General features: G+C 69.9%; 16 protein-coding genes. 5 read left to right on the plus strand and 11 right to left on the minus strand.

Translation table 11 applies throughout. From position 1 onward, the window contains the following. Window positions 1-74: 74 nt before the first annotated feature. The 3 genes from DK412_RS12320 to DK412_RS12330 all read right to left on the minus strand — a co-directional run bounded on the left by DK412_RS12320 (window position 75) and on the right by DK412_RS12330 (window position 7,202). Entirely contained in the window at window positions 75-4,997 is a 4,923-nt protein-coding gene (locus tag DK412_RS12320) for a malto-oligosyltrehalose synthase (protein ID WP_109972181.1), read from the minus strand. A 1-nt stretch (window position 4,998) separates the two neighbouring features. After that, window positions 4,999-6,819, minus strand: a complete 1,821-nt coding sequence (treZ, locus tag DK412_RS12325) for a malto-oligosyltrehalose trehalohydrolase (protein WP_109972182.1) — start codon at window positions 6,817-6,819, stop codon at window positions 4,999-5,001. 194 nt (window positions 6,820-7,013) lie between these two features. Next, on the minus strand, window positions 7,014-7,202 hold the full coding sequence (locus tag DK412_RS12330; RefSeq protein ID WP_109972183.1) for a hypothetical protein: 189 nt from the start codon (window positions 7,200-7,202) through the stop codon (window positions 7,014-7,016). A 303-nt stretch (window positions 7,203-7,505) separates the two neighbouring features. On the opposite strand from DK412_RS12330, the gene parE reads away from it, so the two are divergent. Then, window positions 7,506-9,587: a DNA topoisomerase IV subunit B gene (gene parE, locus DK412_RS12335; RefSeq protein WP_109972184.1), complete on the plus strand. Its 2,082-nt coding sequence runs from the start codon at window positions 7,506-7,508 to the stop codon at window positions 9,585-9,587. Between the two features lie 190 nt (window positions 9,588-9,777). Here the strand turns inward: parE and DK412_RS12340 are convergent, their stop codons facing one another. Continuing rightward, complete coding sequence (locus tag DK412_RS12340) at window positions 9,778-10,641, minus strand: outer membrane beta-barrel protein (protein WP_109972185.1); 864 nt, start codon at window positions 10,639-10,641, stop codon at window positions 9,778-9,780. A gap of 222 nt (window positions 10,642-10,863) precedes the next feature. On the opposite strand from DK412_RS12340, the gene DK412_RS12345 reads away from it, so the two are divergent. From DK412_RS12345 to DK412_RS12355, 3 genes are all read left to right on the plus strand, one after another. Further along, complete coding sequence (locus DK412_RS12345) at window positions 10,864-11,109, plus strand: hypothetical protein (RefSeq protein WP_109972186.1); 246 nt, start codon at window positions 10,864-10,866, stop codon at window positions 11,107-11,109. Window positions 11,110-11,395: 286 nt separating this feature from the next. Continuing rightward, entirely contained in the window at window positions 11,396-12,952 is a 1,557-nt protein-coding gene (locus DK412_RS12350; protein WP_109972187.1) for a DEAD/DEAH box helicase, read from the plus strand. 124 nt (window positions 12,953-13,076) lie between these two features. Next, a complete protein-coding gene (locus DK412_RS12355; RefSeq protein ID WP_109972188.1) occupies window positions 13,077-14,141 on the plus strand; it encodes a GGDEF domain-containing protein in 1,065 nt (354 codons plus the stop codon). 288 nt (window positions 14,142-14,429) lie between these two features. Here DK412_RS12355 and sufA read toward each other — a convergent pair whose 3' ends face one another. Further along, window positions 14,430-14,810, minus strand: coding sequence for a Fe-S cluster assembly scaffold SufA (sufA, locus tag DK412_RS12360; protein WP_109972189.1), 381 nt, complete (start codon window positions 14,808-14,810; stop codon window positions 14,430-14,432). Window positions 14,811-14,943: 133 nt separating this feature from the next. Between sufA and DK412_RS12365 the strand changes: the two genes are divergently transcribed. Beyond that, a complete protein-coding gene (locus DK412_RS12365; RefSeq protein WP_109975227.1) occupies window positions 14,944-15,537 on the plus strand; it encodes a Uma2 family endonuclease in 594 nt (197 codons plus the stop codon). A 6-nt stretch (window positions 15,538-15,543) separates the two neighbouring features. Here DK412_RS12365 and DK412_RS12370 read toward each other — a convergent pair whose 3' ends face one another. The 6 genes from DK412_RS12370 to DK412_RS12400 form a co-directional block, all read right to left on the minus strand. Continuing rightward, the gene (locus tag DK412_RS12370) at window positions 15,544-15,849 is read right to left on the minus strand and encodes an SUF system Fe-S cluster assembly protein (RefSeq protein WP_245447747.1); all 306 of its coding nucleotides are present in this window, start codon (window positions 15,847-15,849) and stop codon (window positions 15,544-15,546) included. A 91-nt stretch (window positions 15,850-15,940) separates the two neighbouring features. Next, entirely contained in the window at window positions 15,941-17,185 is a 1,245-nt protein-coding gene (locus tag DK412_RS12375) for a cysteine desulfurase (protein ID WP_109972191.1), read from the minus strand. Between the two features lie 63 nt (window positions 17,186-17,248). Continuing rightward, window positions 17,249-18,568: a SufD family Fe-S cluster assembly protein gene (locus tag DK412_RS12380; RefSeq protein WP_109972192.1), complete on the minus strand. Its 1,320-nt coding sequence runs from the start codon at window positions 18,566-18,568 to the stop codon at window positions 17,249-17,251. 2 nt (window positions 18,569-18,570) lie between these two features. Then, entirely contained in the window at window positions 18,571-19,323 is a 753-nt protein-coding gene (gene sufC / locus DK412_RS12385) for a Fe-S cluster assembly ATPase SufC (RefSeq protein ID WP_060847531.1), read from the minus strand. A 279-nt stretch (window positions 19,324-19,602) separates the two neighbouring features. Next, complete coding sequence (gene sufB / locus DK412_RS12395; protein WP_109972194.1) at window positions 19,603-21,072, minus strand: Fe-S cluster assembly protein SufB; 1,470 nt, start codon at window positions 21,070-21,072, stop codon at window positions 19,603-19,605. A 68-nt stretch (window positions 21,073-21,140) separates the two neighbouring features. Further along, window positions 21,141-22,316, minus strand: coding sequence for a cysteine desulfurase family protein (locus tag DK412_RS12400; RefSeq protein WP_109972195.1), 1,176 nt, complete (start codon window positions 22,314-22,316; stop codon window positions 21,141-21,143). Window positions 22,317-22,512: the final 196 nt, after the last annotated feature.

Genomic DNA, 22,512 nt, shown 5'->3' on the forward strand with positions numbered 1-22,512 from the left:
CGGTCCTGCCTGCTCTCTCTCGATCCATTCAGGCGGGCTCGGCCGGACCGGTGGGTCCGGCTGAGCCCGAGGTCTCAACTGGCGGACTGACGCAGAACCGCCAGGGGGAGACGCGCGAAGAGTCGCTCGACGCTCACGCGTCCGCCCTCGGAACGGACCTCGTCGCCCGTCACCAGATCGCGCCAGACGCTGCCCTCCGGCACCGGCAGGCTCGTCCCGGCGAAGGCGCCGGCGAGGTTCGGGGTCTCCGCCGCCGCGACGCGGCGGGGCACCGCGACGAGAAGGTCGCCGGCCTCCGATCCCGCCGTCGCGTCCTGGCGCAGGAAGGCGACGACGCGCTCCGCACCCTTCCCCTCGGCCGCGACCGGGGCGTAATCGGCCTCGGCGTAGAAGCCGGGATACGCGGCGCGGTCGGCGAGCAGACGGGCGAGGACCGCCTGCTTGATTCGTCCATCCGGCCAGGATGCCAGCAGGTCCTCGACCGCCGCGTCCTGCCCGAGCGCCGCCTCGCGCTCGGCGTAATCGACCGGGCGACGGTTGTCGGGATCCACGAAGGAGAAATCCCAGAACTCCGTGCCCTGATAGATGTCGGGCAGGCCTGGCAGGGTGCATTTCAGCGCCGAACGGGCGAGGCCCGTCACCATCCCGACCCGCGCCAGCCGCTCGGCGAAGGGCCGGAATTCCTTGAGGAACTCCGATCCAGGCGCCACCAGGGCGTCGAAGAGCTTGGCGACCGCCCCCTCGTAGGCCTCGTCGACATTGACCCAGCTCGACCGGCGCTTGCCCTCGCGCATCGCCTTCTCGGCATAGGCGCCGAGGCGCTTGCGGAACTCCTCGACGTCCTTCGTCTCGGGAGACTCCGTCAGCAGCTCCAGCGGCCAGGCGCCGAGGATGGCTTGCAGGAACATCCACTGATCGTTGGCGTCTGGCGCCGCCTCGCCCTCGACCTCCGACAGGTGCGGCTGCACCAGCCGCCCCCACAACGCCCAGGCCTCCTCCCATTCCGCCGGGATCTCGGAGAGCGCCAGCAGCCGGGTGCGGGCATCCTCGCCGCGCTTGGTGTCGTGAGTGGCCGTGGTGATCATCGCGTTCGGCCAGTCGCGGGCGCGGGCGGCCTGGAGCGCGTGGAAGTGCTCGGCCGTCAGCCCGTACTCGCCGGGATCACCCCCGACCTCGTTGAGCGCCAGAAGCTCGACGAAGCGGTAGAACAGGGTGTCCTCCAGGCTCTTGGCCATCACGGGGCCGGTGAGCTGCTGGAAGCGGCGGCGGAAGCGGCGCACCACCTCCGGGTCGGGCCGGCCCGGTCCCTCGGTGTCGAGCCGCCCGAGCAGCACCCGCTCAGTGAAGTCGTGCACCGAGCGGTCGGGCAGGCTGGAGCGGCGCTTGGCCTTGCGCACCGTGTCGCCGATGAGCTTCAGGTCCTCCGGCTCGATCTCGTTCTCGTCGAGGTCCGAGCCCAGGTAGCTGCGATAGACCGGGAAGCGGGCGATGATCTCCGACAGGGCCTGACGCAGCGCGTTGACCGAGAAGTCGCGGGTGCGCCGGTCGGCGTCGGCCACCTGCTTGAGGTCCGAGGTCAGGACTTCCAGCTCGCTGGCGAAGCTGGTCTCCAGGATCTCGCCCTTCACGGTGCGCAGGAGCCAACCGTAGGGCTCGTCCATGCCGGTCGCGCCGGCATAGAGCCTGGCGACGTCCTCGCGCTTCCCCTGGTCGACGAACAGCCCGTCGATCTGGTTGAGCACGTCGTAGCCGGTGGTGCCGGCGATCGGCCAGGGCCGGAGCTTCTCGCCCGGCTCCAGGATCTTCTCCACGACGATGTAGAAGCCCGGGCCGAGCGCCGCCTGGAGCGCGCGGGCATAGCCCGCCGGATCGGCGAGGCCGTCGATATGGTCGATGCGCAACCCGTCGATCCGCCCCTCGCGGATCTGCCGGAAGAGCATCGCGTGGGCGCCCTCGAACACCCGCTTGTCCTCGACCTTGAGGCCGGCGAGCGAGTTCACGTCGAAGAAGCGGCGGTAATTGATGTCGCTCGCCGCGACCCGCCAATGGGCGAGGCGATAGGCCTGGGCCTCCAGGATGCGGTGCAGCGCCCCGAAGCTGTCGGGATGGCCCTTGAAGCCGTTGACGAGGGTCACCGCCCGGTCGATCGCCGCCTTCAGGTCGGACGAGGCCGCGACCGCGTGGGCGAGGCGCCGCTTCAATCCTTCCGCTTCCTCCGGGAAGGCGGCCTGACGCTCCGCGTTGGTCTCGTCACCCATCCGGCGCAGTCGCTCGGAGATCGACAGCACTTCCGCCGAGGCCTCGTCGCCGACCTCCGACAGCGCCGCGAGGGCCCGGTCGAGGACGATCGGATAGCTCAGCGGGTTGACCGGGAAGCGGTGCTCGAAATGCCAGACGCTGAGGGAGCCCTCCTCCGGGTCGAAGGCGAGCTTCAGGTCGCCCTTCTCCAGGGCCTCGCCGTAGCGGTCGCCGAGGAAGGGCACGACGAGCTTGTTGCGGGCCCCTAACCGGCCCCAGTCGATGTCGAAGGCGTCGGCGGCCGGCGAGAGCGCCCCCCATTCGAGCACCGAGAGCCACCACGGGTTGTCGGCGCCGCCGACGCCCATGTGGTTGGGCACGATGTCGAGCAGGAATTTCAGCCCGTGCTCCTTCAGCCCATCGCTGAAGCGGATGAACGCCTCCTCGCCGCCGAGCTCCGGGTTGATCTCGCGGTGGTCGACGATGTCGTAGCCGTGCATCGAGCCCGGCCGCGCCTTGTGGATCGGCGAGGCGTAGACGTGGCTGATGCCGAGCTTGGCGAGGTACGGGACGATCTTCGCCGCGTGGTCGAAGGTGAAGTCCTTGTGGAACTGCAGCCGGTAGGTCGCCCGCGGCGGCGGCGAGGCCAGCCGCGCCGCGCCAGAGCGCGGCCCGCGCTCCTCGGACGAGAGCGACGAGGCGAGCTTGGCGAGCGGCCCGCCCGGCGCCGCGATTGCCGCGAGGTCGCGGTCGAGCTTGCGCCGCCAGTTCGGGTAGCCCTCGGTGACGCCCGGCATGTTGGCCTGGCTCACCTCGCCGAGGATGTCCTCGTACTGCACCGCCGTCAGCACCGACGGCGCCCGGGCGAGGAAGCGCACCGCCGCCTCGAAGGGCGGCTCGCCCGGCACGTCGGCGGTCGGGATCAGGCCCTCCTGGTTCAGGGCCTCCGTCAGGCGCCGGCGCTCGTGCACCCGCTCCTCGCGCTCGGCTCCGGCGCGCTCGGCGTCGTAGAGGCCGAGGGACTGGCGCAGCTCCGTGTCGACCCCGCGCCACCAGCCGACGAAGGTCGGCAGGTCGTGGGTGGTGATGGCGCAGAGCGCGTCGCGCGGGTACTCGGCCGGGCGCTTGAACGTGCCGCCCTCGCCCCGCTCGAAGGACAGGATGCGGTAGCTCAGGATGCCGGCCTGCATCAGCGCGTCGGAGAAGCCGGCCGGCGCGGTGCCGAGATCCTCGGCGATGACGAGGCACTTCGCCCGGTGGCTCTCGAGGCGCAGGACCGCCAGCATCGCCTCGAACGGCATCGCCACGTAGGCGCCGCCCTTCGCGCCCACCCCGACCGGGATCAGGAACAGCCGGGCGAGCTGGAACGCGTGGTCGATGCGGATCGCGCCGGCGTGCCGCATGTTGGCCTGGACGAGCGCCCGGAAGGCCGCGAGGCCGTCGCGCTCCAGCTCCAGGGGATCGAAGGGCGGCAGGCCCCAATCCTGGCCGTTCGGCGCCAGGATGTCCGGCGGCGCGCCGATCGACAGCCCGGCGGCGAAGCGCTCGGGATGCGACCAGATCTCCGAGCCGCCGCGATCGGCGCCGACCGCGAGGTCGCGGTAGAGCCCGAGCCGCATGCCGGAGGAGAGCCCTTGCGCCGCGGCGCGGGCGAGCTGCCGGTCGGCGAGGAATTGCAGCCAGGCGTGGTAGGAGACCCGCTCCTGGTGCTCGGCCGCGAAGGCCGAGACCTCCGGCGTGCCGTTGCGGCGGTAAGCCTCCGGCCAGTCGCCGAGCCAGTTGGCGCCGTCTCCCGAGAAATGCTCGGCCAGGGCCTCGAAGGTGGCGTGCGCCTCCAGGTTCTCAGCCCCCGCGGCGCGGAACGCGAGGAAGTCCGTGTCCCGCCCGGCCCGGGCGGGCGAGTCCAGCCACAGGGCTTCGAGCACCGGGCTCAAGACCTGCCAGACGCCGGCATGATCGACGAGGGAGGCGTCGCGCAGGCGTGCGATCTCGGAACTGGCGTCCTTCAGGAGGCGCTCGGCCCGGCTGCCGGGAAGCCCCGGCAGCGAGGTCGGATCGATGAAGAGCGTCTCGAGGAACAGTCGCGAGGACGGCGAGTAGGGCGAGACCTTCTGCCGGTCGGTCGAGAACAGGGCGTGGACCGGGCTCAAGCCGAGGAAGGCGGCGCCCCGCGCCCCGGCATCGGCGGCGGCGCGCCCGGCATCGGCGTAGGTGCCGATGCCGAGATTGGTGTCGGAGCGCAGGCCGTAGAGCTGGGCCGCCAGGCCCCAGTCCCGCGCGCCCTCGTCGCCGAGCGCCCGGGGACGCCAGCACCGCTGCGGCGCGGCGATCACCGTCGCCTCGGCGCGCTGCTCGCCGAACGTCACCGTGAGGCGGTGGTAGCCGGGGGTGAGCGGCGGCAGCTCGATCGCGTCGGCCTCGGGGCCCAAGGCCACGCGCCCGTCGCGCGCCGTGCCGCGCTCGTCGACGATCCGCCAGCTCACCGTGCCGGCCGCCTCGCCCAGCCGGACCGGGACCCGCGCGGCGCGGCGCGCCTCGACCGGCACCAGCGGCGGCACCAGGCCGTGCCGCAGGGCGCGGATGCGCTCCAGGCTCGCTCGCGCCTCCGCGTCGGTCCCCGCCGGCAGGCCCAGGGCCGCGAGCAGCCCCTGGCGCACGGAGAGCGGGGTCTCGACGCGCCGGCCGAAGGCGTCGGTGTAGTCCGCGGCGATGCCCGCCTCATCGGCGAGCCGCGCGACGACATCCTCGGTCACGGCCATCTCAAGCCACCTCTTTCACGAACACGCCCGACCACGCGGGCAGGACCAGGGAGCCGTCCTCGTCCTGCGAGACGGAAGGAGAACGCCAGACGACGCGGCCGGGCAGCGGCCCGGGCTCGTAGGATGCGCCGCCGAACACGCCGACGAAGCGCAAGGAGCCCCCGGCATAGCGCCACGTCACGTCGATCACGTCGGGCCGCGGCAGCGCGTACCGTCCGCCCTGCCAGGCGGTCTTCGTCAGCGGCACCACCTCGCGCTGGCGCAGCGCCAGCAGCGCGGTGGTGTCGGCCAGGACCTCGCGGTGGGGCGAGCGTTCCCGCTCCGCCCAATCGAGCTTGGAGCGCCGGAACGTCTCCTCGGCCGTGGGATCCGGGATCGTCTTCGCCTTCTCCTCGTCGGCGAAGGCGGCGAAGCTCTTGAACTCGCGACGCCGGCCGTCGCGGACCGCCTTGTTCAGATCCTCGTCGGGGGCGAAGTCGACGAAGAACAGGAACGGCGTCGAGGCCGACCATTCCTCGCCCATCCACAGCATCGGGATCTGCGGGCTGAGCAGCAGCCCGGCCCGGGCGAGCGCCAGCTTGTCGGCATCGGCGAGGTGGCTCAGGCGCTCGCCGAGCGCCCGGTTGCCGACCTGGTCATGATTCTGCAGGAAGGTGACGAAGGCCGACGGCGGCAGGTGGGCCGAGGGCTCGCCGCGGGGGTGGTTGTCGAGCGTCTTGAACGGCTCGCCCTGATAGGCGAACCCTTCCGCGAGGCTGCGGGCGAGGTGGGCGGCCGGCTTGTCGGAAAAACTCTCGTAGTAGCCGGAATCCTCGCCCGTCAGCAGGATGTGCCAGCCGTGATGGGTGTCGTCGGCCCATTGCGCGCTGTGGTAGCGCGGCTGACCCGCGTCGTCCCGCTCCAGCCACGAGGCCTGGTTGGCCTCGTTCTCCAGCATCAAGTGGATCGGCCGCTCGGGGAACGCCCCGCGGATTCGCTCGGCCAACTCGCCGAGGAAGTGTTTGTCGGAGTCGTCCAGGATCGCGTGGACCGCGTCGAAGCGCAGGCCGTCGATATGGAACTCCTCTAGCCAGTACAGCGAGTTGTGGATGAAGTAGTCCCGCACCACCTCGCCGCTGGTCTTGCCGTCGAAATTGATGCCGGCGCCCCACGGCGTCTGGTGCCGCTCGGTGAAGAACGACTTGGCGTAGGCGTGGAGGTAATTTCCGGCCGGGCCGAAATGGTTGTAGACGACGTCGAGGAAGACCATCAGCCCGAGGGAATGGGCCCGGTCGACGAGGCGGCGCAGGTCGTCGGGGCTACCGTATGCGGAATCCGGCGCGTAGGGCAGCACGCCGTCATAGCCCCAGTTGCGACTGCCCTTGAAGTCGGCGAGCGGAAGCAACTCGATCGCGGTGACACCGAGGTCGCGCAAGGATTCGAGCTTGCCGGTCAGCGCCGCGTAGGTCCCCTCCGGCGTCGCGGTGCCGACATGGCACTCGTAGATCACCGTCTCCTCGAACGGGCGCCCGGCCCAAGTCTGGTCGGTCCAGGCGAAGGATGCGGGATCGACCACCTCGCTCAAGCCGGACACGTCCTCCGGCTGGAAGCGCGAGGCCGGATCGGGCACCACGAGGTCGCCGTCGATCCGGTAGCCGTAGCGGGCGCCGGCGCGCACGCCCGGCACCGTCACGCGCCGCCAGCCCTCGCCCTGGTCCTCCAGCGGATGCTCGGTCCCGTCGAGCACCAGGGCGACGCTCGCCGCGGTCGATGCCCAGAGGGCGAAGCGCACGCCCTCCGGTCCGATTTCCGCACCGAATGGCATGCTGTGGGTGCGCCGCATCGGGCCACCATCCTTCAAGAGCAAGAGTGTGCGAACGGCGTGGGGTGCCGCTCAGGAAATTCGGGTGGATTGCGCAGGTTCCGCGGGCCGATCCCGCATTGCGGGAGTTGCATCGCGAGGCGGGAGCTAAGGCGCTCCCCGCCCGCGGCAATGGCAGGGCCCTGTGGTCGCCGGGGACGGTCCGCGCGGGGGCCTCAGAACGCCCAGGCGAGGGTCGCCGCGAAGGCCGCCGCGACGGCCGCGCCGGTCGCCGTCATCGCCACGCGGCCGATCCCGACGGCGGCCGCGGCGACGCCCTCCTCGGCGAAGCCGAAGGCCTGGCCGGCGGCCTGCTCGGCACGGGCGAGGGAGAGATGACGAGCATGGCGGTTGACGGATTTCATCGTCGGAACGCTCCTGCGGCGCGCCGCCCGTCCGGCGTCGGGAGCGGCCACCCGGACAACGGGCGGTCACGGCCGAGGTTCCGGGGGGTATCGTGCGCGTCACCGGGCTTTAAGGGAATTTGTTTACGTCTCGGTGACTCTGGTACGGGTTCTGCGGCGCGGCGATTCCACGCCGCCCGGCCACGCCCGTTCGCCACACCCTGCAGCCGCGCAAAGGCTCTTTTTGTTCCGCGTTTGTTCCGGTATAGGGAAAGGATGACCTCGAATGCTGCCAGAGCCCTTCCCCCACCGCGAGGCCGTCGCGTGAGCGAGGCCGCACGAGACCTGTTCGGACCGGGGGGCAAGCCTCCCGGTGCCAATCCCGCCGGATCGAAGCCGCCGGCGGACCCGCTCAAGGCCGAGGCCGTGAAGCGGATCAAGCCCGTTGCCGTGCCTCCACCCGCGGAGGAGGCCGGCTACGACGCCTCGGCGATCGAGGTGCTGGAGGGGCTGGAGCCGGTGCGGCGCCGGCCCGGCATGTATATCGGCGGCACCGACGAGAAGGCGCTGCACCACCTCTTCGCCGAGGTGATCGACAACTCGATGGATGAGGCGGTGGCGGGACATGCCAGCTTCATCGAGGTGGAGCTGGAGGAGAGCGGCTGCCTCGCCGTGACCGACAACGGCCGCGGCATCCCGATCGATCCGCACCCGAAATTCCCTGGCAAGTCGGCGCTCGAGGTCATCATGACCACGCTGCATGCCGGCGGCAAGTTCGACTCGAAGGTCTACGAGACCTCGGGCGGCCTGCACGGCGTCGGCATCTCGGTGGTGAACGCCCTGTCGGACGTGCTCGAGGTCGAGGTCGCCCGCAACCAGACCCTCTACCGGCAGACCTTCTCCCGCGGCCACGCGCAGGGGCCGATCGAGACGGTCGGCCGGGTGCAGAACCGGCGCGGCACCAAGGTGCGCTTCCATCCCGATGCCGAGATCTTCGGCGAGCACAGGTTCGATCCGCGCCGCCTGTTCAAGATGGCGCGCTCGAAGGCCTACCTGTTCGGCGGCGTCGAGATCCGCTGGCGCTGCGCCCCGTCCCTGCTGGAGGGCGTCGAGAACGTGCCGGCCGAGGCCGTGCACCGCTTCCCGGCGGGCCTGAAGGACTATCTCGCCCGCGAGATCGACGGCAAGGAACTCGTCGCCGACAACGTCTTCTCCGGCAAGGTCACCAAACCCGGCAGCCACGGCTCCCTCGAATGGGCGGTGGCCTGGCTCGCGAACGACGACGGCTTCTCGTCGTCCTACTGCAACACCATTCCAACGCCCGAGGGCGGCACCCACGAGAGCGGGATGCGGGTGGCCCTGCTGCGGGGCCTGCGCGACCACGCCGAGCGGGTCGGCCAGGTCAAGCGGATGGCCTCGGTCACCGCCGACGACGTGATGGCGACCTGCGCGGCGATGCTGTCGGTCTTCATCCGCGAGCCCGAGTTCCAGGGCCAGACCAAGGACAAGCTCGCGACGCTGGAGGCCTCCCGCATCGTCGAGGCGGCGATCCGCGACGCCTTCGACCATTGGCTCGCCGCCTCGCCGACCCAGGCCAACAAGCTCCTCGACTGGGTGATCGACCGGGCCGAGGAGCGCCTGCGCCGGCGCCAGGAGAAGGAGGTCGCCCGCAAGACCGCGACCCGCAAGCTGCGGCTGCCGGGCAAGCTCGCCGATTGCTCGAAGGCCGGCGCCGCCGGCTCCGAGATCTTCATCGTCGAGGGCGATTCGGCCGGCGGCTCGGCCAAGCAGGCGCGCGACCGCGCCACCCAGGCGATCCTGCCCCTGCGCGGCAAGATCCTCAACGTCGCCTCGGCGAGCCGGGACAAGCTCGGGGCCAACCAGCTCCTCTCCGACCTGATCCAGGCGCTCGGCTGCGGCATCGGCAAGCAGTACCGGCACGACGACCTTCGCTACGAGAAGGTCATCATCATGACCGACGCCGACGTCGACGGCGCCCACATCGCCTCGCTGCTGATCACCTTCTTCTACCGGCAGATGCCGGAGCTGATCGAGGGCGGCCACCTGTACCTGGCGGTCCCTCCCCTCTACCGGCTGACCCAGGGGGCGAAGAGCGCCTATGCCCGGGACGACCGCCACAAGGAGCAGCTGCTCAAGACCACCTTCAAGTCGGGCAAGGTCGAGATCGGGCGCTTCAAAGGCCTCGGCGAGATGATGCCCGGCCAGCTCAAGGAGACCACGATGGACCCCAAGAAGCGCACGCTCCTGCGGGTCGAGGTGGTGGAGGAGGCGCGCGACGCCACCGGCGACACGGTCGAGCGGCTGATGGGCAACAAGCCCGAGGCCCGCTTCGCCTTCATCTCCGAGCGGGCGGTCTTCGCCGACGAGATCGAGCTCGATATCTGACGATCGCCCGGGAACGGCGTTGCCGTTCCCGGATCCGGTTCCGACGCAAGAAGGGCCCGGCCGCGCGAGCGGCCGGGCCCTTCTTGCGTTCGGCCGGTGCCCGCCGTGACGGACGACCGCGCCTGCCCCAACGCGAAAAGCCCGGCCGTGAGGCCGGGCTCCGCTCCGTCGAGGTGACGGAGTGCGACGACTAGAAGCCGTTGAACTTGTAGTTCAGGCCGGCGCGGACGACCGCGAACTCGGTGTCGCGACGGGCCTGGCCCGGGTTCACGACGACCACGCCCGGCGAAGCGGTGGTGATCACGGTGCCGGCGTTGTTGATCGCGAAGGCGCCGTTGTTGCGGTTGCCCTGATCCAGGTTCACGTACAGGCCTTCGACCTTCACGGTCACGGCCGACGAACGGAAGAAGTTCAGGAACGAGTCGGTGGGCAGAGCGTACTCGACGCCGCCGCCGACGACCCAGCCGGTCTGGAACTCGTCACGCGAGCTGTTCGGCAGGCCGAAGTCGCGGCCGCCGCCCGAGCCGTAGGCGAAGCCGCCGGTGCCGTACACGAGGGTGCGGTCGAAGGCGTAGCCGAGGCGGCCGCGGACGGTGCCGAAGTAGTCGAGGCCCGCGATGCCGGCCGGGCTGAACACCTGCTGCGCGGCGATCGGGCCGGTGGCGGCGAAGCGGTTGCGGTCACGGCCGAAGTCGACGTACTGGGCGTCGGCCTCGATGCCGACCACCACGCCCGAGCCCGGGGTGAACTGGTAGTTGTAGCCGACCTGGCCGCCGCCGACGAAGCCGTCCGTCGAACGCTGGCCTGGGAAGGCGATCACGGTGGGGGTGACGACGAGGCCGGTGGCCGGGCCGACACCGACCACCGGGCCGGCGCGGTTGTCGCTGGTGCCGAAGCCGTAGCCGGCGTTGAAACCGGCGTAGAAGCCCGTCCAGGTGAAGACCGGCACCGGCGTGAAGACCGGCGGCGGGGCGGCGCGGCGCGGCAGGTCGGCGGCCGACGCAGCGGCGGACAGGCCGACGAGGGCCACGGAGGCGAGGAGGATCTTCTTCATTGTCTTACTGGTCCTGGTTGGCGAGAGCCGGCGCGCTTCTATCCCCGGTCGGTCACCCGGTCTGTCGCATTCCTGCAACGAGGCCAGGGTTTACCCCTCCACCCGTCAACGAAACGTGAATCGGCGGCGACCACCGATCGGAAAAATCGAGCGACCACGGTCACTTAGGATTAACCATGCTCCCCCAGGGTCAATCCACAGGATGACCGCTGAGGAACCGAGATGGACGCTTCCGGGCGCGAGGCCGCACCCCCTTCCCTGCTCCGCCGCACCTGGAGGATCGCCTTGTTCGCGGTCGCGGGCTCGCTCGCGGCGACTCACTACCTCGCCTCGCGCAACGTCGCCGACCCGCGCCGGGAGACGGTCGCGTCCTTGCGCGGCCTCGTCGAGCCGGAGACCACCGGGTCGATCGCCGGGCCCGCGGCGCGCACGCGCCTCGACCCCTGCAACGCGCCCCTGCGCCCCTGACGCTCGGCAGCGCGGCGTCGCGCCCCTGACGCGCGCCCGCGTCGCGGCACGGCGGCGGGCGGCCCTTTGCACCGAATAAATCCCGGTCAGCACTTGACAAATGGGCCCGCATCGGGCGTGTCCTGCGGGCGGTCGCGTGCCCGACGCGACGGAGCAATGGCGTGAACGTCCCGCCCCGGCGCCGCCGGCGCGACGAGGCTGCAACACGACCTTGCCTGCCGGCCGTTGCCGCGACGGTGTCTTACGTGCCGGCCCGACCCGCCCGCGCGCAACGGTTCTCTTCAGGATGTCATTCGCCGAACTGGGTTTAAGCGAGAAGGTGCAGCAGGCCGTCGAGGCCGCGGGCTACACCACGCCGACCCCGATCCAAGCCCAAGCCATTCCGCATGTCCTCGCGCGGCGCGACGTTCTGGGTGTCGCCCAGACCGGCACCGGCAAGACGGCGGCGTTCACGCTGCCGATGCTGACCCTGCTGGAGCAGGGCCGGGCCCGCGCCCGGATGCCGCGCACGCTGATCCTCGAACCGACGCGCGAGCTCGCCGCGCAGGTCGTTGAGAATTTCGAGCGCTACGGCTCGAACCACAAGCTCAACGTCGCGCTCCTGATCGGTGGCGTCTCGTTCGCCGACCAGGACCTCAAGATCACCCGCGGCGTCGACGTGCTGATCGCGACCCCCGGGCGGCTGCTCGACCATTTCGAGCGCGGCAAGCTGCTGCTCACCGGCGTCGAGCTCCTCGTCATCGACGAGGCCGACCGGATGCTCGACATGGGGTTCATCCCCGACATCGAGCGCATCGTGAAGATGGTGCCGTTCACGCGCCAGACCCTGTTCTTCTCCGCGACGATGCCGCCGGAGATCCAGCGGCTCGCCGACGACTTCCTGCACAATCCCGTGCGCATCGAGGTGGCGCGCCCCGCCTCCACCGCCTCGACCATCACCCAGCGGCTGGTCGCGACGGGGCCTGAGGGGCACCAGAAGCGCAAGACCCTGCGCAAGCTGATCCGCGCGGCGGAAGAGCTCAACAACGGCATCATCTTCTGCAACCGCAAGCGCGACGTCGCGCAGCTGCAGAAGTCGCTGTCGAACCACGGCTTCAACGTCGCGGCCCTGCACGGCGACATGGACCAGCGCGCCCGCATGGCGGCGCTCGACGCGTTCCGCTCCGGCGAGGTGCCGCTGCTGGTCGCCAGCGACGTGGCGGCCCGTGGCCTCGACATCCCGGCGGTGAGCCACGTCTTCAACTTCGACGTGCCGCACCACGCCGAGGACTACGTCCACCGGATCGGCCGCACCGGCCGGGCCGGCCGCTCCGGCGCCGCCTTCACCCTGGTCGGCCGCGGCGACGAAAAATCCCTCGCGGCGATCGAGACCCTGATCGGCCAGCCGATTGCCTGGGCGGAGGGCGATCTCGCCAGCCTGCCCGACGACGAGGCCGCCGAGCCGGGCGAGCGCCGCGGCCGGGGCGGCCGCGGCCGCCGGGACGAGGGACGGCCTGCAGGCCGCCGCGACGAGCCGCGGCGCGACGAGGGCCGCCGGGACGAGACCCGCCGGCGGCGCGCGCGGAGCAACCGGTCGGAGGCCCCACAAGAGGATCGCCCGCAGGAGGCGGCCCCCGCCTCGCCGCCCCCGCGCCGCAACGGCGAGGCGCCGCGGCCGATCGCCGAGCGGCGCGTCCCGGACGAGCGCCGTCACGGCGACGAGCGCTCCCCCGGCCGGCGCAACGACCGCGGCCGCCACCGGGACGACGACGCGATGCCGGAGGCCGAGATCGGCATGGGCGCACACGTTCCAGCCTTCCTGCTACGGCCGGTTGTACTGAAGAAGCGGACAGAGGGCGAATAGACCCCGATTCGTCCGTCTGTCAGGCCATAAATTCCTCCGCGCTTTAACTGCTTCTCCACGGACCGCCTCTACAGGTCTGAGGAAGGCGGCGGCACGAAGCCGGCGCCCAGCGCGGAGATGTTCGATGCCTGACCTGAGCAGCGCCGAGCTTGATCGGAGCTTCTTGTTCGGTCAGCGTGCCATGGAGCTGATGAAGGCGTATCGCTCGTCAGCCACGCCGCGCAGCTACGCCGTCTGGTACACCTACGTCGCGGGCCTGAACGTACAGCTCATCGAGGCCGTCAAGCGGATCACCGCCGAGCACGGAATCCTGGCCGACGCCCAGGTCGACCAGCTCTTCGAGACCTATCTCGAAGGCCGCCGGCTCACGACCGAGACCGAGCGAGCGAGCGCTGGCGTGCTCGCCGAGATCGAGCAGATCATGGAGATGCTGGACACGGCGCTCGGCTCGACGGCGCGCTACGGCGCCTCGCTGCAAGCCTTCACCCAGGATCTCGCCGCGCCGGCGGTGAACCGCGCCCGGGTGCGGGAGATCGTGTCCTCGCTCGTCGTCACCACCCGGGACGTGGCCGCCAACAACCGCACCCTCGAGGCGCGGATGCGCGAGAGCCGCAACGAGATCGAGACCCTGCGCGAGACCCTGGAGGCGGTGCGCGTCGAGTCGCTGACCGATCCCCTCACCGGCATCGGCAACCGCAAGCATTTCGAGGAGATGCTGCACAAGGCGGTCGATCACGCCGCGGTGCAGGGCCAGCCGCTCTGCCTCATCGTGCTCGACATCGATCATTTCAAGCGCTTCAACGACCTCTACGGCCACCTCACCGGCGATCAGGTGCTGCGGCTGGTGGCGATGACCATGCGCGAATCGGTCGAGCCGCGCACGACCATCGCGCGGTTCGGCGGCGAGGAATTCGGCATCATCCTGCCGGGCAGCGACCGGGACGAGGCGCGGGAGATCGCCGAGAAGGTCCGCACCAGCGTGATGGGCCGCGAGCTGGTCAAGCGCTCCACCGGCGAGAGCCTGGGGCGGATCACCATCTCGGTCGGCCTCGCGGCCTACCGGCGCGGGGACACCGCGGTGTCGCTGCTCGAGCGCGCCGACCATTGCATGTTCACCGCCAAGCGGGCGGGCCGCAACCAGGTGATCGACGACGGCGTGCCGGTCGAGACCATGAACGACGTCGCGTGAGTCCTCGACGGGATCCTTTTACCCGGACGGCGTGAGCGCGCCGGCCGAGGGTCGAGGTTTTGCGCCTCAGGGCGCGATTGCCGGCTGCATCGGGCGCTGGCTACGAACCCCGGCATGTCCCTTCGCATCCCGGAGCGAGCTTTGGCGAGAGCCCGGCACCGCTGGCGGCACCGCACTCCGCCGGACGCGATCCGCCCCATTCTGAACCGTCGGCGGCTATGGATCCCGGGTTCCGCTGCGCGGCCCCGGGATGACGATGGAGGATGGGACTGCGATCGGTGAGCCCGATCAGGCGTGGGCGGCGACCAGCGCGTTCGGGTCGGCGGGGGTGATCGCGACCGATTCGCCGCAGCCGCAGGCCGAGGTCTGGTTGGGATTGTTGAACACGAACTGCGACGCGAGCTTCGTGGTCTGGAAATCCATCTCGGTGCCGAGCAGGAACAGCACCGCCTTCGGGTCGATGAAGACGCGCACGCCCTTGTCCTCGACCACGTCCTCGCCGGCCTTGCGCTCCTCGGCGTATTCCATCGTGTAGCTCATGCCGGCGCAGCCGCCGTTCTTGACTCCGACGCGCAGGCCCGCAATGGGGCGCTCGGCGTCGGCCATGATGCGCTTGATCCGCTCGGCGGCAGCGTCGGTCAGCGACATCACCTTGAAGCTCGGTGCCATGTTCAAAACTCTCTCCGACGGCCGGGTTCAAGGCCCGGGCGGTTGAGGCGTGACGTTACAGCCGCAAGATAAGCATCCCGTCGCCCGTGGTCCACCGCGGGACGTGCTAGGACAGGACGTGACGGAGGCGGCGATGGCGGATGCGTCGCACCGGCGGATGACGCCGGAGGAATTCTTTGCCTGGCAGGAGCATCAGGACGAGCCGTTCGAGCTCGTCGATGGCGTTCCTGTGCCCAAGCACCGGATGATGACCGGGGCGAGCGTTCAGCATGACCGGGTGACGGTGAACGTCATTGGCATTTTGTACGGCCAGCTTCGCGGGTCACGCTGTCGTCCCACCACGGACGACGTCTCGCTGCGCACCAGTATCACCACGATCCGGAGACCCGACGTCACGGTCGAGTGCGGCGAGATGGTCTATGACACGCACGAGGCCCGCGAGCCGCGCCTCGTCGTCGAGGTCGCCTCGCCCTCCACCACCGCCGTCGACCGGACCGTGAAGCTGGAAGAGTACAAGCGCCACCCGACGCTCCGGTACATCTTGCTCCTTGAGACCGTCGCGCCGGTCGCCCTGCTCTATCGCCACGAGGCGGAGGGCTGGCGACCGGAACTGTTCGAGGGACCGGACGCCGTCATCGAACTCCCCGAGATCGGCGCGCGGCTGGCCCTGGCGGAGGTCTATGACGGCCTCGCCTTCCCGGCCCGCATAACCGACGCAATGCGCTGACCCGCCTCACCACATGTCGAGCGCGATGCGGGCCTCGTCCGACATCCGGCTCTGGTCCCACGGCGGATCGAACACCATCGTGACGTTGCAACCGGCGACGCCCGGCACCGCCGAGACGGCGTTCTCGACCCAGCCCGGCATCTCGCCGGCGACCGGGCACCCCGGCGCCGTCAGGGTCATGTCGATCGCGATGGTGCGGTCGTCGGCGATGTCGACCCGGTAGATCAGGCCGAGCTCGTAGATGTCGGCCGGGATCTCAGGATCGTAGACGGACTTGAGCGCCGCCACGATGCCGTCGGTCAGCCGGTCCATTTCCTCCGGCGGGATCGCGGAGGCGTTCACTTGGGCGTTCAGCTGCGGGGCATTGGCGCCGCCCGCGGCAGGGGTCTCGGTCATGGTATCCTCACGCGAACATCCGCTCGGCCCGGGTCAGGGCCGAGACGAGAGCGTCGATCTCCGCCGTCGTATTATACAGGCCGAACGACGCGCGACAGGTCGAGGTGGTGCCGAACCGCCTCAAGAGCGGCATGGCGCAGTGGGTGCCGGCCCGCACCGCGACGCCCTGGCGGTCGATCACCGTCGCGACGTCGTGGGCGTGGGCCCCCTTCATCTCGAAGGAAATCACCGCGCCCTTGGTCCTGGCGGTGCCGATGATCCTGAGGCTGTTCATCCCGCGCAGCCGCTCCTGCGCGTAGGCGAGGAGATGCGCCTCGTGGGCGGCGATGCGCTCGCGCCCGAGGCTCATCATGAATTCGAGCGCGGCGCCGAGTCCGATCGCCTCGATGATCGCCGGGGTGCCGGCCTCGAAGCGGTGCGGGGGCGCGTTGTAGGTGATGCGCTCCTCCTCGACGATCTCGATCATCTCGCCGCCGCCCTGGTAGGGGGGCAAGCGCTCCAGCCACTCCTTCTTGCCGTAGAGCACGCCGATGCCGGTCGGACCGTAGACCTTGTGGCCGGTGAAGACGAAGAAGTCGCAATCGAGCGCCTGGACGTCGACCGCCTGGTGCACCGCGCTCTGGGCTCCGTCGAGCAGAACCGGCACGCCGCGCTCGTGGGCGATGCGGACGATCTCCGCCGCCGGTGTCACCGTGCCGAGCACATTCGACATGTGGCTGATCGCCACCATCTTGGTCTTCGGCGTGAAGAGTTTTTCGTATTCCTCGACCAGGAAGTTGCCCTCGTCGTCGACGGGGGCGAATTTCAGCACGGCGCCGCGGCGCTCGCGCAGGAAGTGCCAGGGCACGATGTTGGAATGGTGCTCCATGATCGACAGGATGATCTCGTCACCCTCGCCGATCAGCCCGGCCCAGCCCATGCAGGTCGCGACCAGGTTGTAGGCCTCGGTGGCGTTGCGGGTGAAGATGATCTCGTCGGTGGAGCGGGCGTTGAGGAATTGCCGCGTGGTCTCGCGGGCGCCCTCGAAGCCTTCCGTCGCGGCGTTCGCCATGAAGTGCAGGCCGCGATGCACGTTGGCGTAGGCCGTCTCCATCGCCCCCGACATCGCGTCGATCACGGCCTTCGGCTTCTGCGCCGAGGCGGCGTTGTCGAGGTAGACCAGCGGCTTGCCGTAGACCTGCTGCGACAGGATCGGGAATTGCGCCCGGATCGCCTCGACGTCGTAGGGGGTCTGGAGGACGGGTGCGTTCATGGCGGGCTCTCGTGCAGGGGCGTGAGAGGGGCCGGCCCGTAGGCCGGCCCGATACGATTGGTTTCAGCCGCGACGGGCGAGCCAGCCCTCGATCTCGGCGATCATCGCCGCCCGGGCGCCCTCGTGGGTGACCGCCTCGATCGCCTCTCCGAGAAAGGCCTGGACCAGCAGGCTCTCGGCCTGGGCGCGCGGCAGGCCGCGGGCCATCAGGTAGAACAGGAGGTCGTCGTCCGGCGCGCCGCAGGTCGCGCCGTGGCCGCAGGCCACGTCGTCGGCGAAGATCTCCAGCTCCGGCTTGTTCATCATCTGCCCCTCGTCGGTGAGGAGGAGGCAGTCGGACTTCATCTTGCCGTCGGTCTTCTGGGCGACCTGGCGGACGATGATCTTGCCCTGGAACACGCCGGTGGCGTCGCCGTCGATCACCGTCTTGAACTGCTCGCGGCTGATCCCGCCGAGGGCGGCGTGGTCGGCCAGCAGCGTCGAGTCGGCGAGCTGGCCGTCGCGGATCATCGCGGCGCCGTTGACGGTGGCGGTCGCGTCGTCGCCCGCGAAGTGCAGGTAGAGCTGGTGGCGCGACAGCACCGCCCCGGTCACCACGTTGACGGTCTCGATGTGCGAGCCGGCGCCGAGGCGGGCCGAGACGGTCGAGAGCGCGATGGCCGCATCACCCTCGATGTTGAGCCGGCTGTGCAGCACGCGGGCGCGGTCGCCGACCACGACGTCGAGGACGTCGTTGGGCTGGTAGGCGATCCCGTCCGGGCCCTCGTGGCTCTCGATGAGCGTGACCTCGGATTCCGCGCCGGCGACGACGAGCACGCGGGTCGCGGTCGAGAACGGCGCGGAACCGGTGCCGACGAAGCGCAGGTGCAGGGCGCGCTCGATCTTCGCGCCCTCGGCGACCCGGATCACCGCCCCGTCCGCCATGAAGGCGGCGTTGAGCTGGTAGATCGGGTTCTCGCGGGTCTGCTCGACCGGGGCGAGGTGGTCGAGGAGCGGGTGCCCCTCGGCCATCGCCTTCGCAAAGGGCACCACCTCCAGGCCCTCGGGCAGGCCGGCGAGGTCGGAGAGCGCCGCGACCAGGTGGCCGTTGACGAAGGTCAGGCGCGCCGCCTCGATCCCGGCGAAGCCCCGGGCCGTCTTGACGGCGTTGCGGGCGGTCTCGGCATCCGGGGCGTCGGCCGGCGGTGCCGCCTCGCGAACGGCGGCGCGCAGGTCGGTGTACTTGAACGCCTCGACGCGGCGATGCGGCAGGCCCGCCGCCTCGAAATAGCGAAAGGCCTCCTCGCGGGCGATCGCGGCACCCGGGAGCTTGAGCCGCTGGACCTCGAACAGCTTCGAGAGCCCAGTCTCGGCGGCGGTGCGGAGCGTGGTGACGTCGGCCATGGTCACGCGGCCTCGTTCGCCCGGTACTCGGCATAGCCCGAGGCTTCGAGCTCAAGGGCGAGCTCCTTGCCGCCGGACTTCACCACCCGGCCCTGCGCCATCACGTGCACGGTGTCGGGCACGATGTGGTTGAGGAGGCGCTGATAGTGGGTGATGACCAGGAAGCTGCGGTTCTGGGCCCGGAGCGCGTTCACGCCCTCGGAGACGATGCGCAGCGCATCGATGTCGAGGCCGGAATCGGTCTCGTCGAGGACGCAGAAGCGCGGCGACAGGAGCGCCATCTGGAGGATCTCCATGCGCTTCTTCTCGCCGCCGGAGAACCCGACATTGAGGGCGCGCTTGAGCATCTCGCGGTTGATCTCGAGCTTGTCGGCGGCCGCGAAGACCTGGCGCATGAAGTCGGGGGTGGTCAGCTCCTCCTCGCCGCGGGTCTTGCGCTGGGCGTTCATCGCCGCCTTGAGGAAGGTCATCGTGCCGACGCCGGGGATCTCCAGCGGGTACTGGAAGGCCAGGAAGATGCCGGCGGCCGCGCGGGCATCGGCCTCCATCTCCAGGATGTTCTCGCCGTCGAGCAGGATCTCGCCGTCGAGGACCTCGTAGTCCTCCTTGCCGGCGATGACGTAGGACAGGGTCGACTTGCCGGAGCCGTTCGGCCCCATGATGGCGGCGACCTCGCCGTCGTTGACGGTCAGGCTGAGGCCGTTGAGGATGCGCTTGTCCTCGATGTTGACGACCAGGTTCTTGATCTCGAGCATTTTCGTCAAATTCCTTCAAAACCGCGCCGGTGCATCGCCTGTAGGAAAACTCGGTCTCCCACTGGAAAGCCCGACCGATCGCCGATCACCGCATCGATGCCGCAACGGGGACAGAGGGCGGTACCTTCTTCGGCGATCCAATCCGTGATCTCGTTCGGTGAGAAAACTTCGAGGCAGTAGAAGCATCCGCACCGGGCGCTGCTCCCGACCTCGTCGGCATGCCGAGACGTGTGCTTGTGCGCAGCGTCCAGCATGCCGTCGTCGAAGGTGCCGTTCAGGTCAGCCCACCGAGCCTTCCAGGCTGATCGAGATCAGCTTCTGGGCCTCGACGGCGAACTCCATCGGCAGTTGCTGCAGCACGTCGCGGACGAAGCCGTTGACGATCAGCGCGGTCGCCTCCTCCTCGGAGAGGCCGCGCTGCTGGCAGTAGAACTTCTGGTCCTCGGAGATCTTCGAGGTGGTGGCCTCGTGCTCGAACACCGCCGAGGCGTTCTTCGACTCGATGTAGGGCACGGTGTGCGCGCCGCACTGGTCGCCGATGAGGAGCGAGTCGCAATTGGTGAAGTTGCGCGCGCCCTTCGCCTTCTTGTGCGCCGAGACCAGGCCCCGGTAGGTGTTCTGCGACCGGCCGGCCGAGATGCCCTTCGAGATGATCCGGCTCGTCGTGTTCTTGCCGAGATGGATCATCTTGGTGCCGGAATCGACCTGCTGCATGCCGTTCGACACCGCGATCGAGTAGAACTCGCCGCGGGAGTTGTCGCCGCGCAGGATGCAGGACGGGTACTTCCAGGTGATCGCCGAACCGGTCTCGACCTGCGTCCACGAGATCTTCGAGTTCACGCCGCGGCAATCGCCGCGCTTGGTCACGAAGTTGTAGATGCCGCCGCGCCCTTCTGAGTCGCCCGGGTACCAGTTCTGCACCGTCGAGTACTTGATCTCGGCGTCGTCGAGGGCGACGAGCTCGACCACCGCGGCGTGGAGCTGGTTGTCGTCGCGCCGCGGGGCAGTGCAGCCCTCGAGATACGAGACGTAGGAGCCCTTGTCGGCGATGATCAGCGTGCGCTCGAACTGGCCGGTGTCACGCTCGTTGATGCGGAAGTAGGTCGACAGCTCCATCGGGCAGCGCACGCCCGGCGGGATGTAGACGAACGAGCCGTCCGAGAACACCGCCGAGTTCAGCGTCGCGAAGTAGTTGTCGGTCACCGGCACGACCGAGCCGAGGTATTTCCGCACCAGCTCGGGATGCTCGCGCAGGGCCTCCGAGATCGGCATGAAGATGACGCCGGCCTTGGCGAGCTCCGCCTTGAAGGTGGTGGCGACCGAGACCGAGTCGAACACCGCATCGACCGCGACCCGGCGCTCGGGGGCGATGCCCTCCAGCACCTCGACCTCGCGCAGCGGGATGCCGAGCTTCTCGTAGGTCTTCAGGATCTCGGGGTCGATCTCGTCGAGCGACTGCGCCGCCTTGCGCTTCGGCGCGGCGTAATAGTACAGCTCGTTATAGTTGATCTTGTCGTACTCGACCCGCGCCCAGTTCGGCTCCTGCATGGTGAGCCAGCGGCGATAGGCGTCGAGGCGCCATTCGAGCATCCACTCCGGCTCGTCCTTCTTGGCCGAGATGAAGCGGATCACGTCCTCGGAGAGGCCCTTCTCGGACTTCTCCATCTCGATCGTGGTCTCGAACCCGTACTTGTACTGATCGACGTCGATGGCACGGACGCGATCGACCGTCTCCTGCACTGCAGGCATACCCGTCTCCTACCGCTGACGGCTTCAAGGGCCGCGAGGTGATGACACGGCCGGAAGGGGCTGCGCGCTCACGCGGCCCGTTCCCGGCGCTTATATAGGGATGAAACCAGCCGATCGAAGGCCGCGAGGAAGCTTTCCCCGTCCTCTTCCCGGCTGTCCCACCCCAAACTCACGCGCAGCGCCCCCGCGGACAGGGTGGAGGCCACCCCCATCGCCGCGAGCACGCCGGAGCGCGACACCTTGCCCGAGGCGCAGGCCGCCCCGGACGAGACCGCCACGCCGTCGAGGTCGAGGGCGATCAGGGCCGTCTCGGCCTTGAGCCCCGGCACGGCGAAGCACGATGTGTTGGGCAGACGCTCGGCTCCCGCCCCGAACACCACCGCGTCCGGCGCGCGGGCCTGCACGCCCGCCTCGATCGCGTCGCGCAAGGCGGCGAGGCGGACGGCCTCGGCCGGCATCGCCGCGAGCGCCAGTTCCGCCGCGACGCCGAAGCCGACGATGCCCGGCACGTTCTCGGTCCCGGCCCGCAGGCGCGCCTCCTGCCCGCCGCCGCGCAGGAATGCGGCGTCCAGGGTCGCGCCCTCCCCGAGGACGATCGCGCCCACGCCCTTCGGCGCACCGAGCTTGTGGCCCGACAGGGTCAGGGCGTCGGCGCTGAATATATTGCGCGCAACCGATATCCGTCCAGCGGCCTGGACCGCGTCGCTGTGGAGCAGGGCGCCGTGCTGGCATGCGAGCGCCGCAATCCTCGCCACGGGCTGGACCACGCCGGTCTCGTTGTTGGCGGCCTGGACCGACACGAGCGCGGTGACGCCCTCGGCCGCCAGAGTCACGAGCCGCGCCTCCAGGACGTCGAGGCGCATCACGCCGTCGGCATCGACCGGCAGGATCTCGGTGTCGTCCGCGACGAAGCGGTGACCCTGGAGGCAGCAGGGGTGCTCGGTCGCGCCGATGAGCAGCCGGGTCGGCGCCGGCAGGCCGCGCCGCCGCAGGGCACCCGACAGGACGGCATTCGCCGCCTCGGTGCCGCCGCTGGTGAACACCACCTGCGACGGCGATACCCCGGCGAGAGCCGCGACCTTGCTCCGAGCCGCTTCGACGGCTGAGCGGGCCGCCCGCCCCTCGCGGTGGATCGAGGACGGGTTGCCGGGCAAGTCCACGAGCGCGCGCGCGACCGCCTCCGCCACCTCGGGCCGCAAGGCCGAGGTGGCGTTATGGTCGAGATAGGCGCGCGCGCGCTCCATGCGCTGAATTCCTTTGCCTTTCCCCCCGGGGACCGTGCTAAGGCCCGCCCCGGACACACGTAATCAAATGGTGCGTTCTCAGCCGTGCGAAGCGCGGGACTGCGGCACCCGGTTCTTTAGAACGATTCTAATCCTTTAGAACCGTTCTAAGGGTGCTTTTATGGGAGACGGACCCCGAGTCAAGCTGCGGGCCCGG

The organism is Methylobacterium sp. 17Sr1-1, assembly GCF_003173775.1.
Classification (GTDB): Bacteria; Pseudomonadota; Alphaproteobacteria; order Rhizobiales; family Beijerinckiaceae; genus Methylobacterium.